The 20,407-nt window shown below is 69.1% G+C and carries 20 protein-coding genes and 1 pseudogene; 11 read left to right on the top strand and 10 right to left on the bottom strand.

Annotation, left to right across the window (positions count from 1 at the left end; genetic code table 11):
- Positions 1 to 18: 18 nt before the first annotated feature.
- The 7 genes and pseudogenes from galK to M2271_RS28140 all read left to right on the top strand — a co-directional run.
- Positions 19 to 1,182: a galactokinase gene (galK, locus tag M2271_RS28170; protein ID WP_280890160.1), complete on the top strand. Its 1,164-nt coding sequence runs from the start codon at positions 19 to 21 to the stop codon at positions 1,180 to 1,182.
- 279 nt (positions 1,183 to 1,461) lie between these two features.
- Entirely contained in the window at positions 1,462 to 2,676 is a 1,215-nt protein-coding gene (locus M2271_RS28165) for an ATP-binding protein (RefSeq protein WP_280890159.1), read from the top strand.
- Positions 2,673 to 3,077 (top strand): roadblock/LC7 domain-containing protein, encoded by a 405-nt coding sequence (locus M2271_RS28160; protein WP_280890158.1) that lies wholly within the window; start codon positions 2,673 to 2,675, stop codon positions 3,075 to 3,077. Before M2271_RS28165 ends, M2271_RS28160 begins: the two co-directional genes overlap by 4 nt.
- Positions 3,074 to 3,448: a DUF742 domain-containing protein gene (locus M2271_RS28155; protein ID WP_280890157.1), complete on the top strand. Its 375-nt coding sequence runs from the start codon at positions 3,074 to 3,076 to the stop codon at positions 3,446 to 3,448. Before M2271_RS28160 ends, M2271_RS28155 begins: the two co-directional genes overlap by 4 nt.
- Positions 3,423 to 4,034 (top strand): ATP/GTP-binding protein, encoded by a 612-nt coding sequence (locus M2271_RS28150; protein WP_280890155.1) that lies wholly within the window; start codon positions 3,423 to 3,425, stop codon positions 4,032 to 4,034. The genes M2271_RS28155 and M2271_RS28150 overlap by 26 nt, the downstream gene beginning before the upstream one ends.
- Positions 4,035 to 4,136: 102 nt before the next feature.
- The gene (locus M2271_RS28145; RefSeq protein WP_280890266.1) at positions 4,137 to 5,444 is read left to right on the top strand and encodes a cytochrome P450; all 1,308 of its coding nucleotides are present in this window, start codon (positions 4,137 to 4,139) and stop codon (positions 5,442 to 5,444) included.
- Positions 5,445 to 5,757: 313 nt separating this feature from the next.
- Positions 5,758 to 6,159, top strand: a pseudogene (locus tag M2271_RS28140) (enoyl-CoA hydratase-related protein); the annotation flags it as partial.
- Between the two features lie 186 nt (positions 6,160 to 6,345).
- Here the strand turns inward: M2271_RS28140 and M2271_RS28135 are convergent.
- Positions 6,346 to 6,801: an N-acetyltransferase gene (locus tag M2271_RS28135; RefSeq protein ID WP_280890153.1), complete on the bottom strand. Its 456-nt coding sequence runs from the start codon at positions 6,799 to 6,801 to the stop codon at positions 6,346 to 6,348.
- A 261-nt stretch (positions 6,802 to 7,062) separates the two neighbouring features.
- Between M2271_RS28135 and M2271_RS28130 the strand changes: the two genes are divergently transcribed.
- Positions 7,063 to 7,830, top strand: coding sequence for a response regulator transcription factor (locus tag M2271_RS28130; protein ID WP_280890152.1), 768 nt, complete (start codon positions 7,063 to 7,065; stop codon positions 7,828 to 7,830).
- On the opposite strand, the gene M2271_RS28125 is transcribed toward M2271_RS28130, so the two are convergent.
- Entirely contained in the window at positions 7,789 to 8,286 is a 498-nt protein-coding gene (locus M2271_RS28125; protein WP_280890150.1) for a MarR family transcriptional regulator, read from the bottom strand. The genes M2271_RS28130 and M2271_RS28125 overlap by 42 nt on opposite strands.
- A 147-nt stretch (positions 8,287 to 8,433) precedes the next feature.
- Here M2271_RS28125 and M2271_RS28120 point away from each other — a divergent pair, with 147 nt between their 5' ends.
- Positions 8,434 to 9,246, top strand: coding sequence for a trans-aconitate 2-methyltransferase (locus tag M2271_RS28120; RefSeq protein ID WP_280890148.1), 813 nt, complete (start codon positions 8,434 to 8,436; stop codon positions 9,244 to 9,246).
- Positions 9,247 to 9,342: 96 nt separating this feature from the next.
- On the opposite strand, the gene M2271_RS28115 is transcribed toward M2271_RS28120, so the two are convergent.
- From M2271_RS28115 to M2271_RS28105, 3 genes are all read right to left on the bottom strand, one after another.
- On the bottom strand, positions 9,343 to 9,945 hold the full coding sequence (locus tag M2271_RS28115; protein WP_280890265.1) for a Uma2 family endonuclease: 603 nt from the start codon (positions 9,943 to 9,945) through the stop codon (positions 9,343 to 9,345).
- An 85-nt stretch (positions 9,946 to 10,030) separates the two neighbouring features.
- Positions 10,031 to 10,708, bottom strand: a complete 678-nt coding sequence (locus M2271_RS28110; protein WP_280890147.1) for a TetR/AcrR family transcriptional regulator — start codon at positions 10,706 to 10,708, stop codon at positions 10,031 to 10,033.
- On the bottom strand, positions 10,705 to 11,715 hold the full coding sequence (locus M2271_RS28105) for a fatty acid desaturase (protein WP_280890146.1): 1,011 nt from the start codon (positions 11,713 to 11,715) through the stop codon (positions 10,705 to 10,707). Before M2271_RS28105 ends, M2271_RS28110 begins: the two co-directional genes overlap by 4 nt.
- A 290-nt stretch (positions 11,716 to 12,005) precedes the next feature.
- On the opposite strand from M2271_RS28105, the gene ppc reads away from it, so the two are divergent.
- On the top strand, positions 12,006 to 14,759 hold the full coding sequence (gene ppc / locus M2271_RS28100; protein WP_280890145.1) for a phosphoenolpyruvate carboxylase: 2,754 nt from the start codon (positions 12,006 to 12,008) through the stop codon (positions 14,757 to 14,759).
- A gap of 177 nt (positions 14,760 to 14,936) precedes the next feature.
- On the opposite strand, the gene M2271_RS28095 is transcribed toward ppc, so the two are convergent.
- From M2271_RS28095 to glmU, 5 genes are all read right to left on the bottom strand, one after another.
- Positions 14,937 to 15,440, bottom strand: coding sequence for a hypothetical protein (locus tag M2271_RS28095; RefSeq protein ID WP_280890144.1), 504 nt, complete (start codon positions 15,438 to 15,440; stop codon positions 14,937 to 14,939).
- A 53-nt stretch (positions 15,441 to 15,493) separates the two neighbouring features.
- The gene (gene pth, locus M2271_RS28090) at positions 15,494 to 16,096 is read right to left on the bottom strand and encodes an aminoacyl-tRNA hydrolase (RefSeq protein ID WP_280890143.1); all 603 of its coding nucleotides are present in this window, start codon (positions 16,094 to 16,096) and stop codon (positions 15,494 to 15,496) included.
- A gap of 69 nt (positions 16,097 to 16,165) precedes the next feature.
- Positions 16,166 to 16,759, bottom strand: a complete 594-nt coding sequence (locus M2271_RS28085) for a 50S ribosomal protein L25/general stress protein Ctc (RefSeq protein WP_280890142.1) — start codon at positions 16,757 to 16,759, stop codon at positions 16,166 to 16,168.
- Positions 16,760 to 17,025: 266 nt separating this feature from the next.
- Complete coding sequence (locus tag M2271_RS28080) at positions 17,026 to 18,006, bottom strand: ribose-phosphate diphosphokinase (RefSeq protein ID WP_280890141.1); 981 nt, start codon at positions 18,004 to 18,006, stop codon at positions 17,026 to 17,028.
- 132 nt (positions 18,007 to 18,138) lie between these two features.
- The gene (gene glmU / locus M2271_RS28075; protein ID WP_280890140.1) at positions 18,139 to 19,590 is read right to left on the bottom strand and encodes a bifunctional UDP-N-acetylglucosamine diphosphorylase/glucosamine-1-phosphate N-acetyltransferase GlmU; all 1,452 of its coding nucleotides are present in this window, start codon (positions 19,588 to 19,590) and stop codon (positions 18,139 to 18,141) included.
- A gap of 149 nt (positions 19,591 to 19,739) precedes the next feature.
- Between glmU and M2271_RS28070 the strand changes: the two genes are divergently transcribed.
- Positions 19,740 to 20,407 (top strand): IS701 family transposase (locus M2271_RS28070; RefSeq protein WP_280890139.1); only part of this gene is annotated, 668 nt, incomplete at its 3' end.

Genomic DNA, 20,407 nt, shown 5'->3' with positions numbered 1-20,407 from the left:
AAGGTCAGGGCCAGGGCAATGAGTGAGGCTGTCGCAGGGGCTGTCGCCCAGCGGTTCGTGGAGCTGTACGGGGCCGGTCCGCAGGGGGTGTGGGCGGCGCCGGGCCGGGTCAACCTCATCGGCGAGCACACCGACTACAACGACGGCTTCGTGATGCCGTTCGCCCTCCCGCACATCGCCGTAGCGGCGGTGTCCCGGCGCGACGACGGCGTACTGCGGCTGCACTCCGCGGACATCGACGCCGGCGTCGTGGAGCTGCGGCTGGACGACCTGACCCCCGAGTCGGACCGCGCGTGGACGGCGTACCCGGCGGGCGTGGTCTGGGCGCTGCGCGAGGCGGGACACCCGGTCACCGGCGCGGACATCCACCTGTCCTCCTCGGTGCCGTCCGGCGCGGGTCTGTCCTCGTCGGCGGCGCTGGAGGTGGTGGTGGCCCTGGCGCTGAACGACCTGTACGAACTCGGGCTCAAGCGCTGGCAGTTGGCCCGGCTGTGTCAGCGCGCGGAGAACGTGTACGTGGGTGCCCCGACCGGGATCATGGACCAGACGGCGTCCGCGTGCTGCGAGGCGGGCCACGCCCTGTTCCTCGACACCCGTGACCTGTCCCAGAAGCAGATCCCCTTCGACCTGGCCGCCGAGGGTATGCGGCTGCTGGTCGTCGACACCCGGGTCAAGCACGCCCACAGCGACGGCGAGTACGGCAAGCGCCGGGCCGGCTGTGAGCGGGGCGCGGCCATGCTGGGCGTGGACGCCCTGCGGGACGTGCCCTACGCGGAGCTGGACGCGGCGCTGGCGCGGCTCGGGGACGAGGAGGAGGTGCGCCGCCTGGTGCGCCACATCGTCACCGAGGACGAGCGGGTCGAGCGGGTGGTGGCGCTGTTGGAGGCCGGTGACACCCGGGCGATCGGTCCGGTGCTGGTGGCGGGGCACGCCTCGCTGCGCGACGACTTCCGTATCTCCTGCCCGGAGCTGGACCTGGTCGTCGACACGGCCCTGGCCGCCGGTGCGCTCGGTGCCCGGATGACCGGCGGCGGCTTCGGCGGGTCGGCGATCGTCCTCGCGGAGGACGCCGACGTCGACGCCATCACCAAGGCGGTCCAGGAGGCCTTCGCCGCCGCCGACTTCACCGCGCCGCGCGTGTTCGAGGCGGTGCCCTCGGCGGGAGCGCGCCGGCTGAGCTGAGCCTTGGAGGACCCCGTCGGCCCCGTGCTCCTGAGGGAGCGCGGGGCCGACATTTGTTCAAGGGAGTTAAGGAGCGTCGACGGCGGGAAGTCTTTGTGAAGGTCGCCAAGTGGGCTGTGGGGTAAGCCTGTTGACACTGTCTCTACTGATACGATCAACGGACTTTTCAGCAGGCTGACGGCGCGTCATGAACGCGTACGGGGGACAGTCTCCAAAGCCCATCGTGAAGGAGTGGCTGTTGCTCTGGCCCCCGGCACGAGGCGACTTGAAGAGAGTCTCATGACGTCATTAATCCAGGATCCGTTGTTGTGGATCCTGCTCATCGTGGTCATCGCTGCGGCCTTCGCAGTGATGCGCGCGCGGAGAACCAACATGGCTCTCCGCCGTAACAACGACAACCTTCAGAGCAATCTGGTGGCCGTACAGGGCCAGCTCCGCCAGGTGCAGACGGGCTACGAAACCCTCAGCGCCCGGCACGTGGAGGACCTCTCCGAGGTCCGGCTGGACGCGGAGTCGGCCACCAAGTCCGTCCTCAAGTCGGCGATGGGCACCCTGCAGTCCCTCGCCGAGGAACAGCAGGTGCTCCTGGACAACCTGCAGAAGGAGTACGGCGACGACACCGGCGTGCTGGCCGACCTGATGCAGGTCGACCACACCAGCAGCCAGTTCAGCCGCCGTACCAAGGGCATCTCCGTACTCTGCGGCGGCTGGCTCGGACGGCGCGACGAAAACGCCTCCGTGTACGACGTGGCCCGCAGCGCCCAGGGCCGGATCAAGGACTTCAACCGGGTCCGGGTCAACGCCCAGGTCAGCATCTCCCTCACCGGCAAGGCCGTCGAACCGGTCGCCGTCGTCCTCGCCGAACTCCTGGACAACGCGACCAAGTACAGCGCGCCCCAGTCCCCGGTGGAGATCAACATCCTGGCCGTGCCGTCCGGGGTGTGCCTGGTGGTCGACGACGCCGGTGTGGGCATGAGCCAGGAGACCAAGGCCCGTGCCGCGGCCCTGCTGTTGTCCGACAGCGCCGTCGACATCACCGGCCTCGGCGACCCGCCCAAGTTCGGCTTCGCCGTCTGCGGCATGCTCGCCGCCCGCTACGGATTCTCGGTGTCCGTCGATTCGGTCTCCCCCTACGGCGGAGTGCGCGCCGTGATCCGTGTACCGGAGGGCCTCTTGACCACTGACGCGCCCCGGCCTGCCGCCTCGCAGGACGACCGTGTGGTCGAGGACCAGCGGCCCGAGCGGCCCCGTGCCGCGGTGCCCGCCTCCGGCCCGACGCTGGTCGTCGGCACCACGCCGGGCGGTCTGCCCCGGCGCAGACGGCGCAACAGGACCGTCTCGGTGGTTCCCCGGCTCGACGGGGCGGCGCCCGCCCCGTCGGACTCCGACGGGGAGAACACCAACGAAGTGACGGCGTCACGTATCGGTGCGTTCGCCCGCGGAACGCACCTCGGCCGGGTCTCGAACAACACGGAAGGAACCCAGAACCAGTGAATCCCGACCTGTCGTGGGTGCTGAACGGCGTGCTCGAGGTGCGCGGGGCCCGCCATGCGATCCTCGTCTCCGCCGACGGCCTGCTGATGCAGCGTTCGGACCACATCAGCCGTGACGAGGCGGAGAAGAACGCGGCCGCGATGAGTTCCATCCAGTCCCTGTGCCGGGCCGTGGCCGGCTTCGTGGGCGGGGGAGGACAGCGGCTCTGGAAGCAGACGCTCGTCGAGTTCGACGGCGGATGGATCTTCCTCGTCGCCGCGGGCAGCGGCGCCTACCTCGCCGTGTCGGCGGCCCTGGACGTCGACATGGAAGCCATGTCCTTCCGGATGCAGAAGACCGTGAGCGCGCTGCGCGAGGCGATGAGCGCGGCGCCGCGACTGAACGCCGGTGCCGACGCATGACCGGTCCCGACGAGGAAGCCCCGGTCACCAGCGACTTCGTCCGTTCCTACGTCATCACCGGCGGGCGCCGGCTGCCCTCGGCGAACGACCTGGCGCTGCACACCCTGGTCACCCTGGCCCCCGACCGTGAACTGCCGTTGGGGGCCGGCCCCGAGGTGCGGGCCATCTGGGAGCTGTGCGGGGGCGGACACCTGTCCGTGGCCGAGGTGGCCGGGCATCTGTCGCTGCCGGTGGGTGTGGCCCGGCTGCTGCTGACGGATTTATTCGAACAGGGGCACCTCCTGCGGCGCTCCGAACCCGCTCGCGCCCAGCTCGCTGACCGAGAGACACTCGAGAAGGTTCTGCATGGACTCGAAACCCTCATTGTCTGAGACGGCCGTGCCGAATGGGAACGGCACGATCTACGTCTCCGAAGCAGTGACCACCGCGGCGAAGATCCTGGTCGTGGGTCATTTCGCGGTGGGCAAGACCACCTTCATCGGCTCACTGTCGGAGATCACGCCGCTGCGCACCGAGGAGAAGATGACGCAGGCGTCCGTGCAGGTGGACGACCTGCGGGGCGTACCGGACAAGGTGACCACCACCGTGGCCCTGGACTTCGGGCGCCTGACCCTGGCCGACGAACTCGTGCTCTACCTGTTCGGCACGCCCGGGCAGCAGCGCTTCATGCAGCTGTGGGAGGACATGGCCCGCGGCGCGCTTGGCGCGCTGCTGCTGGTCGACCCCGCCCGGCTGGAGGAGACGTTCCCCGTCATCGACCTGATCGACGAGTACGAGCTCGAGTACGCCATCGCCGTCAACAGCTTCGACGCCCAGCACTTCGACGAGGCGGAGATCCGCGAGGCCCTCGACCTGCTGCCCGACACCCCTGTCGTCTACTGCGACGCCCGCGACCAGCGGTCGTCCGCGAACGCGTTGATCTCCCTGGTCCGTCACCTGCTCGATCGCGCGGCCTGATCCACTCCCCAGGCCTGGGCCGCGAGGCCCAGGCCCACAAAGGACTCCCCCGTGGACACTCACCACTCGCCCGCCGCCGCCTCCGCCGGCGCCAGATGCCCCATGTCCGACGGCACCTTCACCGCCGACCCGCAGCAGATCTACGAGTACGTCCGGGCCCACGGCCCCGCCGGACCCGTGGAACTCGCGCCGGGCGTGGACGCCACCCTCGTCGTCGAACACGAGATGGCCCTCAGGGTGCTCCAGAACCCCACCCTCTTCGCCCGCGACTCCCGCCGCTGGAAGGCCCTGAACGAGGGCCGTGTCCCCCTCGACAGCCCCATCCTGCCGATGATGGTCTACCGGCCCAACTGCCTGTTCACCGACGGCGCCGTCCACCTCAGGCTGCGCCAGGCCATCACCGCGAGCTTCGACCGACTCAACACCACCCGGCTGCGCCGGGACGTCGAGCCGATCGCCGACTTCCTCATCGACCAGTTCAGCGAACGCGGCCGCGCCGACCTGATCAACGAGTACGCCAAGATGCTGCCGCTGCTGCTGTTCAACAAGCTCTTCGGCTGCCCGGCCGACATCGGCGACACCCTGACCGCCTCGCTGTCGGCCCTCTTCGACGGCATCGACGTACAGCGCGCCAACGAGGAGCTCACCGCCAGCCTGATGAAGCTGGTCTCCGTCAAGCGCCGCCGGCCCGGCGACGACATGACCTCCTGGCTCGTCCAGCACCCCGCGGGCCTCACCGACGAGGAGCTGAAGGACGAACTCGTCGTGCTGATGGGCGCCGGCTTCGAGCCGCAGCGCAACCTCATCGGCCACGCCCTGCAGCTGCTCCTGTCGGAGGAGGGCTCGGGCGGCTCCGGCATGCAGATCGAGGAGGCCGTCGACCACGTCCTGTGGAACAACCCGCCCCTCGCCAACTACGCCACGCACTTCCCCGTGCAGGACGTCGACCTCGGCGGGGTGATCGTCGAGGCGAACTCGCCGGTCGTGATCAGCTTCGCCGGTGCCAACAGCGACCCCGCCCTCAGGGAGGCCCGCGAGAACCGCAACAAGGGCGCGCACCTGGCGTGGGGAGCGGGTCCGCACGCCTGCCCGGCCAAGGACCCGGCGCTGGTCATCACGATCACCGCGATCGAGCGGCTCCTCAACGCGCTGCCCGATCTCGCCCTGACCGTGGCGGACAAGGACCTGCAGTGGCGTCCGGGACCGTTCCAGCACGCTCTGGCGACGCTGCCCGTGCGGTTCAGCCCGACCCCGGCCACCCGCATGGTGTCGGCACGGCAGACCGCGGCGCCCCTGCCCGCGGCCGAACAGCCCAGCACACCGGCGGCCGGTGCCGAGCCGGCGCAGCAGGGAGCGTCGACGCCGAAGAGGGGCTTCTGGAGCACCCTGGTCGACCTCTTCCGCGTCTGACGCGCCGCCGACCGAGCGCGCCCCAGCACAGATCCGGAATACCGTATGTGACAGGAGCAACACACAGGGGTGCATGATGCCGGAGAGGGGAAGGGTAGGTTCCGCTGGTAACGGTAACGCCCGGCTTGAAGGAGCTTCGCGTGACCGCTGTTGGCCACTTAGACGGCACCACCACCGACCGTCGGGCCGTCATCTCCCTTCTCCGGCGCCTGCGTTCCCCCGAGGGGCAAGAGCAACCCCTGGCCCGTGTGGGAGCAACTGCGCGCTCTGGGCGACGTCCTTGCCGCTCCATGGGGGGCTACCTGGTCACCGGTGTGATCTGCGCGTCGGCAGTCAGGACGCGAGCTTCCGGCTGCCGGAACTCGCCCTCGGACTGCCCACGGCCTGGGCCGGGATCCTGCCCCGTCTGATCAACGAGGTCGGCATCGCGCGCGCCCGTGAACTCGTCCTCACGGGCCGTGCCGTCGACGCTCAAGAGGCCCTGGCCCACTCGCTCCTGCACAAAGTCGTGCCCGCCGAGGAGATCGACGCGGCCGTAGCCGCCTGGGCCAACCCCATCGTCCGCCGACCACCCGCCGCACTGCGTGTCACCAAAACACTGCTCAACTCCTACAGCGCCGCCCCACCGCCGGCCGACACCTCGGTCCTCGAAGCCGAACTGATGGCGGCGGTCGTGGCCGAGACACACCACGGAGGCGTCACGCCCCGCCTCTGACCAACGGCGCGTGTGCCGGGACCGACCAGGCACACGCACCCGGACGAGCGACAGCACGCTCCGGCGTGCGCCATCCGGACCCGCTCACAGCAACGCGCCGCCTTTACGGTGGGCAGGGCGCCCAGCTCCGCTTCGGACCGGCCCCTTCCGGCTGGAACGCGGGATCCGGCTGGACCGCGGGAGAGGTCACGTCAGGCGCTTGACCAGCGTGTACTCCGTGATCCCTGGCGGATAACCGGGGATCACGCCCACCACCTCGTAGCCCTGCTTCTGGTAGAACGCCGGCGCCTGGAAGTCCCAGGTCTCCAGGCGTACGGCCGCACAGCCCCGCTCCCGGCGGGCCAGCCGTTCCGCCCGGGAGAGCAGCCGGGAGCCGAGGCCCGCGCCCCGGTGCCGTTCGTCGACCCACAGATACGTCACGTGCAGCCAGGTCGCCCAGGTGTGCCCGACCAGCCCGCCGGCCAGGGCGCCCGTGCCGTCCAGGGCCCAGACGTGAAGGGGAACCTCGCGTGCGCCGGGAGTGGAGCGCAGGGCCCGCAGGACGGGCGAGACGGCGGTGTTCGTCTCCCGCAGCCGATTCCGGAGCAGATCGCGCCGTTCCTTGTCGACTTCTGTCTCGATACGAAACATGCGGCTCACCATAAACGTGTCGGACAGTCAGTTCTGCAAACTACTTTCCGCTCCTGCCCCCCGCCCGTACTCTGATGCACAGCATCGGTGGGGGCCGGTGCTGATCAGGGGGCGAGACAGTCGGGTACGACGCCCGACGTGGGGGTAGCGGTTTCTGCACGGCGGCGGCCGTGCGGTGGTGGCATCCTCAGGCGTCGTACCCGCGCTCCGTCGACGTTCTCCGGCCTTTTGAGGTATCCCCTGCTCTTCAGGAGCATGGGGAAGGGGGGTTACGTGGTTCGCATCCGAGTCCTGGTCGTCGACGACCACCGCATCTTCGCCGAGTCGCTCGCCGCCGCCCTGGCCGCCGAGCCCGACGTGGACGTCTCCGCGGCGGGCAGCGGCCCGGCCGCGGTGCGCAGTCTGGAACGCGCGGCAGCCGAGGGGCGCCGCTTCGACGTGCTGCTCGTCGACGCCGACCTGGGCGCCACCGTGCCGGGCGTACGGCCCGCGGTGCCGGTCAAGGAGGTGGGCGAGGACGGCCTCGTCGACGGTATCTCGCTGGTGGCCGGGGTGCGCTCCGCACAGCCCGGCGTACGGAGCGTCGTACTCGCCGAGAAGGACGACCCCCGGCGGGCCGCGCTCGCCCTGCAGGCCGGCGCCTTTGGCTGGGTCGCCAAGGACTGCTCGCTGTCCCGGCTGCTCACGGTCATCCGGGGAGTGCTGCGCGAGGAGACGCATCTGCCGCCCGCGCTGCTCACCGGCGTGCTGCGGGAGCTGACGGCCGCGCGCAAGCACCGCACCGACAGCGAACGGCTGGTGGAGTCGCTGACCCCGCGCGAGCGGGAGGTGTTGCGCTGCATGGTTGCCGGCCTCGGCCGCAAGGCGGTCGCCGAGCGGCTGTTCCTCTCCCCGCACACCGTCCGCACCCATATGCAGAACGTGCTGGGCAAACTCGGCGTCCACTCCACCCTGGCCGCCGTCGCCCTGGCCCGGCGGGCGGGCGTGGGGCCCGTGGACCTAGCCGGGGATGTTGTCGAACGGGGCGGTCAGCTGGCGTAGCAGCCCCGCCAGTTCACCGCGCTGGGCGCGGGAGAGCTCCGCGAGGATCGCGCGTTCCTGGTCCAGCAGCCCGGCCAGGGCCTGGTCCGCGCGGTCCTGGCCCTCCTCCGTGAGGCGCACCAGCACACCGCGCCGGTCGCTCGGGTCGGGCAGCCGCTCCACCAGGCTCTTCTTCGCCAGCCGGTCGATGCGGTTGGTCATCGTGCCCGAGGTGACCAGGGTCTGCGTCAGCAGCTGCCCCGGCGAGAGCTGATACGGCGTTCCCGCGCGCCGGAGCGCGGTCAGCACGTCGAACTCCCAGGGCTCCAGCGCGTGCTCGGCGAAGGCGAGCCGACGTGCCCGGTCCAGGTGCCGGGCCAGTCTGCTCACCCGGCTGAGCACCTCCAGCGGCTCCACGTCGAGGTCCGGGCGCTCCCGGCGCCACGCTGCGACCAGCCGATCGACCTCGTCCTCCATGACGATCAGTGTAGTGGTTGTGTCGATGTGGAGTCTCTTGTCGTCGAGCCTCTCGTTATCGAACTTCTTTACATCGAATCTCTTGACGTCGAGAGAGGGTGGGATCAGGGTGGACCCCGTAGTCGACGATCACGACGAGGAGGCTTCATGCCCGCCCCCACCTGGAACCCCGCCCAGTACCTGCGTCACGCCGGCCACCGCGCCCGCCCCTTCACCGACCTCCTCGCCCGCGTCCCCGACCTGCCCGCCGACCCGCCCCGCATCGCCGACCTCGGCTGCGGCCCCGGCAACGCCACCGCCCTGCTCGCCGCCCGCTGGCCCACGGCCCGCGTCACCGGGTACGACAACTCGCCCGAGATGCTCGACCAGGCCACCGCCGAGCACGAGGGCCCCACCCCGGGCGGCGGCCGCCTCGACTTCGCCCACGCCGACGTACGGACCTGGACGCCCGCGGGGACCTGCGACCTGATCGTCAGCAACGCCACGCTGCAGTGGGTTCCCGGCCACGTGGAACGCTTCGCCGACTGGACGGCCGGCCTGACGCCCGGTGGCACCCTCGCCTTCCAGGTGCCCGGGAACTTCGACTCCCCGAGCCATGTGCTGATGCGCGACCTCGCCCACTCCGCCCGCTGGAAAACCCGCCTGGCCGACACCCTCCGCCATGACCTCGCCGTCCACACCCCGCGGTTCTACCTGGAGAAGCTGGCCGGCCTCGGCTGCGAGGTGGACGCGTGGGAGACGACGTACATCCATCTCCTGACCGGCGAGGACCCGGTCCTGGACTGGGTGAAGGGCACCGGTCTGCGCCCTGTCCTCACCGCACTCGCCGACGACCCGGAAGCACGGGAGGCGTTCGTCGCCGAGTACCGGGCGGCCCTGCGCGAGGCGTACCCCACCGGCCCCCACGGCACGCCGTACCCGTTCCGCCGCATCTTCGCGGTGGCGCGCAAGGACGGCTGACGATCACGGCCGTCGAGCGTGCGCGGTAACCGGCTGGGGTTCCGGAGCCGGTCGCTGTCGAGCGTGCGCGGCAACGGGCTGGGGTTCCGGAGCGGGTCACAGCTCTCTGAGGGCGTCCAGCGTGATGTCGAGATCGAGGTCGTAGGGGACGCCGAGCTTGAGTCGGTCGTGGTGGATGCCGGTCAGCGCGTACGTCTTCGACAGCGGGTCGAGCTCGTACACCCGCACCACGGGGTGCTGGTTCTCTCCGGCCATCTCCACCAGCCAGAAGTGGGGAATACCCGCGGCGGCGTACTTGCGGGGTTTGGTGTCCCGGTCGCGGGCCTCGGAGTCCGGGGAGACGACCTCCACGGCGAGCAGTACGTCGGCGGCCTCGAACCGGGTCTGCTCCAGGCCGGTGACGGCCTCAGCCCGGATGACGCACACGTCGGGCTCGGGGCCGTTGCGGCGGTCCAGGGCGACGGTCATCTCACGAAGGACCTTCAGTTGCCCGGGGACCGTGCCACGCAGGCCGGTCACCAGAAGGTCGATCATGCGGCTGTGGAAAATCCGCTGCGGACTCACGAAGACAAGGCTCCCGTCGATCAGCTCGGTGTGCGGCGGGAGGTCAGGCAGCGTGAACAGGTCGTCCACGGTGTACCCGTCCTGCGGCGGCACCGGCCAGCGGCAGCCGTGCTTGGCGGTCGGCTCGGCGGTCATGGTTCCTCCCATGGACGGGATTCTCGGCCTGCGGAACCACAGTAGCGGGCGGAATGCGCAGGCGTCATCACAAAGAGTGACTGCGTCAGCTTTTCCGGCGCCCTATCAAGTGCGGCTTCGCCTCCATGCCGTCCAGCCCGTGCCACGCCAGGTTCACCAGATGGGCGGCGACCTCGGACTTCTTCGGGCGGCGCACGTCCAGCCACCACTGGCCGGTCAGAGCGACCATGCCGACCAGGGCCTGGGCGTACAGGGGGGCCAGCTTGGGGTCGAAGCCGCGGCTCTTGAACTCGCGGCCCAAAATGTCCTCCACCTGGGTGGCGATGTCCGAGATCAGCGAGGCGAAGGACCCCGTCGACTGGGGGATGGGGGAGTCACGGACCAGGATGCGGAAACCGTCCGTGTACTCCTCGATGTAGTCCAGCAGCGCGAACGCCGCCTGTTCGCACAGTTCACGCGGGTGACCGGCGGTGAGGGAACTCGTCACCATGTCCAGCAGGCGCCGCATCTCACGGTCCACCACCACCGCGTACAGGCCCTCCTTGCCGCCGAAGTGCTCGTACACCATCGGCTTGGACACCCCGGCCTTCGCCGCGATCTCCTCCACCGACGTGCCCTCGAAACCCTTCGCCGCGAACAGGGTGCGACCGATCTCCAGCAACTGCTGGCGGCGCTCGGCACCGGTCATCCGGGTGCGACGCGCACGCCGCGGCTTGTCATTGCTCGGGGTGCTGCTGGAGTCGGTCGCCACGCAGTCAATCATGCCGCTTCGGCGGTCTCCTTCTGACGCTCGGAGTCCTCCTCGCCCGTCTTCCGACGGGAATCGATACGCGAGCGTGACGGCCAGCGCACGTCATACGCCCACCCGAGCAACTCGAACCAGCGGATGAGCCGGGCCGAGGAGTCCAGCTGCCCCCGCTCCACCCCGTGCCGCGCCGACGTCGGGTCGGCGTGGTGCAGGTTGTGCCAGGACTCGCCGCAGGACAGGACCGCCAGCCACCACACGTTGCCCGACCGGTCCCGCGACTTGAACGGGCGCTTGCCCACCGCGTGACAGATCGAGTTGATCGACCAGGTCACGTGATGCAGCAGGGCCACCCGCACCAGCGAACCCCAGAAGAAGCCGGTGAACGCGCCCCACCAGGACATCGTCACCAGACCGCCGATCAGCGGCGGCAGCGCCAGCGAGACGACCGTCAACGCGAGGAACTGGCGCGAGATCGCCCGGATCGCCCCGTCCTTGATCAGATCCGGCGCGTACTTCTCCTGCGAGGTCTGCTCCTCATCGAACATCCATGCGATGTGGGCCCACCACAGGCCCTTCATCAGCGCCGGAACCGTCTCGCCGAACCGCCACGGCGAGTGCGGGTCACCCTCGGCGTCGGAGAACTTGTGGTGCCTGCGATGGTCGGCCACCCACCGCACCACCGGCCCCTCGACCGCCATCGACCCCATGATCGCGAGCGCGATCCGCAAGGGCCGCTTGGCCTTGAAGGAACCGTGGGTGAAGTAACGGTGGAAACCGATCGTGATGCCGTGGCAGCCCAGGTAGTAGAAGAAGACCAGCAGGCCGAGATCCAGCCAGCTCACCCCCCAGCCCCACGCCAACGGCACCGCCGCCAGCACCGCGAGGAACGGGACGACGATGAAGAACAGCAGCGCGATCTGCTCGATCGAACGCTTCTGCTCGCCACCCAGGGTGGCGGTGGATGTGCGGGGGTCGTCGGTCGCCTTCGGAGAGTCTTCGATCACGTCGGAGCTTGAGGTCATGCGCGTCCCTGTCGGGTCTTGGAAGGAGGCAGATGCCGAGGAGCGGACACCGCACATACTCCCTACGGTTCCGTAACCTACGGCATCGTAAGTATGGCAGCGCGGCGTCCGGCGGCAAGAGCCCGACAGCCTGCGCGTCCGTGTGGACACCTATCCTTATGTCGGTCGGACAGCGCGGTCCGCTCTGAGTACTTCCCGGCCGTCCGGCCCCGTAAGCGGCACGCCGCCGCCAGAGGCCGCCGTCCGGGTTCCCTCCCGGACGAGCTTCAACACTGCAAGGAGCCGCACCTGTGAGCAGTGCCGACGACCTGACCACCAGCACCACGTCGACCAGCAGCGCGCTGCGCGCCGACATCAGGCGCTTGGGCGACCTCCTCGGCGAGACCCTCGTCCGCCAGGAGGGTCCCGAACTGCTCGAACTCGTCGAGAAGGTCCGCCGCCTCACCCGCGAGGACGGGGAAGCCGCCGCCGAACTCCTGCGCGGCACCGAACTGCAGACCGCCGCCAAGCTGGTCCGCGCCTTCTCCACCTACTTCCACCTCGCCAACGTCACCGAGCAAGTCCACCGCGGCCGCGAACTGCGCGCCCAGCGCGCCGCCGAGGGCAGCCTCCTGGCCCGCACGGCCGACCGCCTCAAGGACGCCGACCCCGAGCACCTGCGCCAGACGGTCGCCAACCTGAACGTACGCCCGGTGTTCACGGCCCACCCCACGGAAGCCGCACGCCGCTCGGTGCTCAACAAGCTCCGCCGCATCGCCGCACTCCTGGAAACCCCCGTCATCCCGGCCGACCGCCGCCGCTACGACACCCGCCTGGCCGAGAACATCGACCTCGTCTGGCAGACCGACGAACTGCGCGTCGTCCGCCCCGAACCCGCCGACGAGGCCCGCAACGCCATCTACTACCTCGACGAACTCCACGCCGGAGCCGTCGGCGACGTCCTCGAGGACCTCACCGCCGAACTGGAACGCGTCGGCGTCAAGCTCCCCGACGACACCCGCCCCCTCACCTTCGGCACCTGGATCGGCGGCGACCGCGACGGCAACCCCAACGTCACCCCCCAGGTCACCTGGGACGTCCTCATCCTCCAGCACGAACACGGCATCAACGACGCCCTGGAGATGATCGACGAGCTGCGCGGCTTCCTCTCCAACTCCATCCGCTACACCGGCGCCACCGACGAACTCCTCGACTCCCTCGGCACCGACCTGGAGCGCCTCCCCGAGATCAGCCCCCGCTACAAGCGACTCAACGCCGAGGAGCCCTACCGCCTCAAGGCCACCTGCATCCGGCAGAAGCTGGAGAACACCAAGCAGCGCCTGGCCAAGGGCACCCCGCACGAGCCCGGCCGCGACTACCTCGGCACCGGCCAGCTGATCCACGACCTCGCCCTGATCCAGACCTCGCTCAGGGAACACCGCGGCGCCCTCTTCGCCGACGGCCGCATGGACCGTACGATCCGCACCCTGTCCGCGTTCGGCCTCCAGCTCGCCACCATGGACGTACGCGAACACGCCGACGCCCACCACCACGCCCTCGGCCAGCTGTTCGACCGCCTCGGCGAGGAATCCTGGCGGTACGCCGACATGCCCCGCGACTACCGCGGCAAGCTCCTCGCCAAGGAACTGCGCTCCCGCCGCCCCCTCGCCCCCACCCCGGCACCCGTCGACGCGGCCGGCGAGAAGACCCTCGGCGTCTTCGAGACCGTCAAGAAGGCCCTGGAGGTCTTCGGACCCGAGGTCATCGAGTCGTACATCATCTCCATGTGCCAGGGCGCCGACGACGTCTTCGCCGCGGCCGTACTCGCCCGCGAAGCCGGCCTCGTCGACCTGCACGCCGGCTGGGCGAAGATCGGCATAGTGCCGCTCCTGGAGACCACCGACGAGCTCAAGGCCGCCGACACCATCCTCGAGGACATGCTCTCCGACCCGTCCTACCGGCGCCTCGTCGCGTTGCGCGGGGACGTCCAGGAGGTCATGCTCGGCTACTCCGACTCGTCCAAGTTCGGCGGCATCACCACCAGCCAGTGGGAGATCCACCGCGCCCAGCGACGCCTGCGAGACGTCGCCCACCGCTACGGCGTACGGCTGCGCCTCTTCCACGGCCGCGGCGGCACCGTCGGCCGCGGCGGCGGCCCCTCCCACGACGCGATCCTCGCCCAGCCCTGGGGCACCCTGGAGGGCGAGATCAAGGTCACCGAACAGGGCGAGGTCATCTCCGACAAGTACCTCGTGCCGTCCCTGGCCCGGCAGAACCTCGAACTCACGGTCGCCGCCACCCTCCAGGCCTCCGCCCTGCACACCGCCCCCCGCCAGTCCGAGGAAGCGCTGGCCCGCTGGGACGCCGCCATGGACCTCGTCTCCGACGCCGCCCACGCCGCCTACCGCAGGCTCGTCGAGGACCCCGACCTGCCCGCGTACTTCTTCGCCTCCACCCCCGTCGACCAGCTCGCCGACCTGCACCTCGGCTCGCGGCCCTCCCGCCGCCCCGACTCCGGCGCCGGACTCGACGGACTGCGCGCCATCCCCTGGGTCTTCGGCTGGACCCAGTCCCGGCAGATCGTCCCCGGCTGGTTCGGCGTGGGATCAGGACTGAAGGCGCTGCGCGAGAGCGGCCTGCGGCAGGAAGGTGACACCGTGCTCGACGAGATGCACGAACAGTGGCACTTCTTCCGCAACTTCATCTCCAACGTCGAGATGACCCTCGCCAAGACCGACCTGCGGATCGCCCAGCACTACGTCGACACCCTCGTCCCGGACGACCTCAAGCACGTCTTCGACACCATCAGGGCCGAACACGAACTCACCGTGCGCGAAGTGCTCAAGGTGACCGGCGAGAGCGACCTGCTGGACGCCACCCCCGTCCTCCAGCAGACCGTCAGCATCCGCGACGCCTACCTGGACCCGATCTCCTACCTCCAGGTCACCCTCCTCAAGCGCCAGCGTGACGCGGCCGCCGCGGGCGAGGCCCCCGACCCGCTGCTGTCCCGCGCGCTCCTGCTCACCGTCAACGGCGTGGCCGCGGGCCTGCGCAACACCGGCTGACGGCCCCGTACTTACGACGGGCGGTGCCTCCGAGCCTCGTACGGGCTCGGGGGCGCCTTTGTGCGCGATCAGATTCCTGAGCGATCAGGCCTGACGGTGGCTTCGCCGACGCACCGGCCGACGCACCGAACGGCCCCCGTGGGACCTCAGATCACCACGAGCGGCCACTGCCGGACCTCAGATCACCACGAACGCCGCCGTGAGCAGCGCGACCCCCGACCCTGCCATCACCCACGCCACCCGCGTCCGCCGCAGCCCGCCCGCGACCACCACCGACGCCAGCAACAGCGCCCCGCCCATCGGCACCCAGGAGTACAGCACCCCGGCCGGACCCGAGCGCACCGCGTGGTCACTGCCGGGCTTCACGATCACGTCGTACGTCAGCCCCTTGCGCACCGCGACCGTGTCCTCGATGACCACACGCTCCCGGGCCGCCGAACCGGTCGACACCGGCGTGTAGGGCCCCGTGCAGGTCCCCTCGCCGCACCGCGTCACCCGGACCGTGCCGTGCTCCCGCCCCTTGGTGAGCATCACGTGCTGAGCGCTGCCCCAGGACGCCCACACACCCGCGATCAGGATCAGCATCGCGACCGTACCCATCGCCGCGAGCCGCCCGAACCGCAGCGCGAGGACCGAGGCACGGCGGGAGGGGGAGGCGGTGACAGGCATGGCGGGGATCATTGGCCATGCCGGGACGGACAGTCAACTCGGACGTGCCCGATCCACCGGACACGTCACGAGTTGTACGTGCCCTGCGCCCGCTCCAGCCCCTCGATGACGAGCGCCTCCACCGCATCCGCCGCCCGGTCCACGAAGTAGTCCAACTCCCTGCGCTCCGCCGACGAGAAGTCCTTCAACACGAAATCCGCCACCTGCATACGACCCGGCGGCCGCCCGATCCCGAACCGCACCCGGTGATACTCCGCACCCATCACCTTCGTCATCGACTTCAACCCGTTGTGCCCGTTGTCCCCGCCCCCGAGCTTCAACCGCAGTGTCCCGAAATCGATGTCCAGCTCGTCATGAACCGCCACGACATGCGCCAACGGCACTTTGTAGAAATCCCTGAGCGAGTTCACCGGCCCACCCGACAGATTCATGTAGGACATCGGCTTCGCCAGCACCACCCGCCGGTTCCCCGGCCCCGGCGGCCCGATCCGCCCCTCCACGACCTGCGCCTGCGCCCTGCCCGCCCGCTTGAACCGGCCCTTCATACGCTCCGCGAGCAGATCGGCCACCATGAAACCGACGTTGTGCCGGTTAGCCGCGTACTCGGACCCCGGGTTGCCCAGTCCCACGATCAGCCAGGGCACGTTGGCATCGGTCGTCACGTCCATGTCTCCTTGATACGCGCCAGCCGCTGCCCCCGGAGGGAACAGCGGCTGACGAAACGACGACGGTGAGGATCAGGCCTCGGCGGACGCGTCGCCCTCGGCCTCCTCGCCGGCGGCCTCCTCGGCCTGCGCGGCCAGAACCTGCAGGACGACGGTGTCGCCCTCGACACCCAGCTTCGTGCCCGACGGCAGCGGGATGTCCTTGGCGAGAATGGAGTCACCGGCCGTCAGACCCTGGATGGAGACCGTGACGGACTCCGGGATGTGCGTGGCCTCGGCCTCGACCGGAAGCGTGTTCAGCACGTGCTCCAGAAGGAAGGCACCGGGCGCCAGGTCACCCTCGGTGTGCACGTAGATCTCGACGTTGACCTTCTCGCCACGCGTGACCAGCTGCAGGTCGACGTGCTCCAGGTAGCCCTTGATCGGGTCACGCTGCACGGACTTCGGGATCGCCAGCTCGTTCGACGTGCCGTCGATGTCCAGCGCGATCAGGACGTTCGGCGTACGCAGCGCCAGAAGCAGCTCGTGGCCCGGAAGCGTCAGGTGCAGCGGGTCGGAACCGTGACCGTACAGAACACCGGGAACCTTGCTGTCACGACGGATACGCCGGGCGGCACCCTTGCCGAACTCCGAGCGGGTCGTGGCGGCGATCTTGACCTCGGACATGTGGATCACTCCTCGTAGAACCAGGAACGGATGTGGTCACCCGGCCACGAACGGCCTGCTACGAAGAGCGCGTCGATAACGGACAGCCATACCCACAGGTACGGCCTCCCTCGCCGAGCAACTTTCGCAGTCTACTCGGAGCAGGAGGCCGCACCCAAAACGATCTTCAGGCCGCACTCGAACGATCTTTCCCGGAGGATCTTTCCTGAGGATCTTCTGACGGGTCTTCCCGGCAGATCTTCCCGGCAGATCTTCCCGGGAAATTCCTACTGCTCGTCGAACAGGCTCGTCACCGAACCGTCCTCGAACACCTCACGCACCGCACTCGCGATCGTCGGCGCGATCGACAACACCGTGATCTTGTCCAGATCGGCACTCAGCTCACCCGGCGTCGGCAACGAGTTCGTGAACACGAACTCACTCACCCGGGAGTTCTTCAACCGATCCGCCGCCGGACCCGACAGCACGCCATGCGTCGCCGTCACGATCACATCCTCCGCACCATGCGCGAACAACGCGTCCGCAGCGGCGCAGATCGTCCCACCGGTGTCGATCATGTCGTCCACCAGGACACACACGCGACCCTTGACCTCACCCACGACCTCGTGGACGGTCACCTGGTTCGCCACATCCTTGTCCCGACGCTTGTGCACGATCGCCAGCGGCGCACCCAGCCGATCACACCAACGATCCGCGACCCGCACCCGCCCCGCGTCCGGAGACACGACCGTCAGCTTGTCCTTCTCCACCTTCCTGCCCACGTAGTCCGCCAGCAGCGGCAACGCGAACAGATGATCCACCGGACCGTCGAAGAAACCCTGGATCTGATCCGTGTGCAGATCCACGGTCAGAATGCGGTGAGCACCCGCCGTCTTCATCAGATCCGCCACCAGACGCGCGGAGATCGGTTCACGCCCACGGTGCTTCTTGTCCTGCCGGGCGTAACCGTAGAACGGCACGATCACCGTGATGGAACGAGCCGACGCACGCTTCAGCGCGTCGATCATGATCAACTGTTCCATGATCCACTGATTGATCGGAGCCGTATGGCTCTGAATGACAAAGCAGTCCGCACCACGCGCCGACTCCTGGTAACGGACGTAAATCTCCCCGTTCGCGAAGTCGAAGGCCTTCGTCGGGACAACCCCGACACCCAACTGCTCGGCGACCTCCTTGGCAAGCTCGGGGTGGGCGCGGCCGGAGAAGAACATCATCTTCTTCTCGCCGGTCGTCTTGATCCCGGTCACAGCACTGTCTCCTCAGAGGTTCTCAGCGGGGCACCGAACGCCGTCTCAGCTGGCTGCGAGAAGCGGTCTCAGCAGGTGGGGTGCAGGTATGCACCTATCACGGTACGCCGTGTCCGGCGCACACGTTTCCGGTCACCCCTCGCCATCCTCCCGACGAGACGCCACCTCGGCCGCCCTCGCCGCCGCACTCCCCGGACGCTTACGAGCCACCCAACCCTCGATATTCCGCTGCTGACCACGGGCCACAGCCAGCGAACCGGGCGGCACATCCTTCGTGATCACAGAGCCCGCAGCGGTGTACGCACCATCCCCGACCGTGACAGGAGCCACAAACATGTTGTCCGAACCCGTACGACAGTGCGAACCCACCGTGGTGTGGTGCTTGTCCTGCCCGTCGTAGTTCACGAACACGCTCGCCGCACCGATGTTGGTGTACTCACCGATCGTCGCATCACCGACATACGACAGATGGGGAACCTTGGTCCCCTCCCCGATCGAAGCGTTCTTCGTCTCGACGTACGTCCCCACCTTCGACTTCGACCCGAGACGCGTCCCCGGCCGCAGATACGCATACGGCCCCACCGTCGCCTGCGGACCGACCTGAGCCCCGTCCGCCACCGTGTTGTCCACCCGCGCCCCCGCACCGACCAGGGTGTCCGTGAGCCGACAGTTCGGCCCCACCACCGACCCCTCACCCAGATGCGTCGACCCGTGCAACTGCGTCCCCGGATGCACCACCGCGTCCTGCTCGAACGTCACGCCCACATCGACCCACGTGGTGGCCGGATCGATCACGGTCACCCCGGCCAGCATCGCCTCGGACAGCAACCGGTCGTTGAAAAGCCGCCGCGCCTCCGAAAGCTGCACACGGTTGTTGATCCCGGCGATCTCACGATGGTCGCCGGCGACACACGCACCGACCCGATGCCCGGCCTCACGAAGGATCCCGAGGACATCGGTGAGGTACTCCTCACCCTGCGAGTTGTCCGTACGCACCTTGCCCAGAGCGTCCGCCAGGAGCCGCCCGTCGAACGCGAACACCCCCGAATTGATCTCCCGGATCGCCCGCTGCGCCTCCGAAGAGTCCTTGTGCTCGACGATCGCGGTCACCACCCCCGACTCTCCGTCCCGCACGATCCGCCCGTACCCGGTCGCATCCGGCACCTCGGCCGTCAGCACCGTGACCGCGTTGCCGTCGGCGGAGTGTGTGGCCGCGAGCTCCTGAAGCGTCCCACCGGTCAGCAGCGGAGTATCCCCACACACCACCACGACGGTCCCCTCGACCGCCCCGCCCCCCAGCTCATCCAGAGCCATCCGCACGGCATGCCCCGTACCGTTCTGCTGCGCCTGCACCGCCGTACGGACCTCGGCGTCGGTCCCGGCGAGATGAGCGGTGACCTTCTCGCGGGCGTGGCCCACGACCACGACCAGGTTCTCCGGCTGCAACTCACGGGCGGCGGCCAGCACATGGCCCACGAGGGAACGGCCACAGATCTCGTGCAGGACCTTCGGTATGGCCGACTTCATACGGGTGCCCTCACCCGCTGCGAGAACGACGACGGCTGCCGGGCGAATGGCGCTCACGGGGTTGCCCTTCGGCTTCTGGGGTGGTGGACATCCGCAGGATACCGGGGGGTTTCTTGGGGGGCATGAGAGTGGGCCCTGACTGTGCGGTCACTAGTAGGGCTCCGTTAGGTCTGTCTCGCGGTGCTGTTTAGGGGCATGTTGGGGGTATGGACGCACATGAAGTGAACCGTGCTCGGGCGAAGTTGGCGTTATTCGTAGCTGATGTGTTCGCGTCGGTGCCGCGCAAGGATCAGCGGGCGAAGGGTGACTGCTATCTGCGAGGGCTGATGCTGGACGGGCGGCGTAAGTCGATCCAGCCGATGGCGGAGCGGCTGCCGGACGGCAACGAGCAGAACCTGCAGCAGTTCGTGAACCAGTCGACGTGGGATCCGGTGCCGGTGCGGCGGCGGGTCGCGGAGCGAATGGTGCCGCTGATCGGCCCGGATGCCTGGGCGGTCGATGATGTGTCGTTCCCCAAGGACGGCCGGATGTCGGTGGCGGTCGCGCACCAGTACTGCGGGGCGCTGGGTAAGCAGGCCAACTGCCAGGTAGCGGTGAGCGTGCATGCGGTCTCCGACACCGCATCCTGTCCGCTGCAGTGGCGATTATTCGTGCCCGGGGAGTGGGCGGACGACCCGATACGTCGGCGCAAAACCGGGATTCCGCAGGAGGTCGGGCACCGGGAGAAGTGGCGTCTGGCATTGGACACCCTTGATGAGCTGGCCGGGTGGAGTCTGGTGCCGCCGGTGCTGGTGGCCGACGCCGGATACGGGCAGAACGCCGACTTCCGGACCGGCCTGAGCGAGCGCGGCATCGGCTACGTCGTCGCCATCCG

The sequence above is a fragment of the Streptomyces sp. LBL genome (assembly GCF_029893585.1).
Lineage (GTDB): Bacteria > Actinomycetota > Actinomycetes > Streptomycetales > Streptomycetaceae > Streptomyces.
Note: the sequence above shows the minus strand (reverse complement) of the source record. Positions and strands in the feature narration are given on the sequence as shown.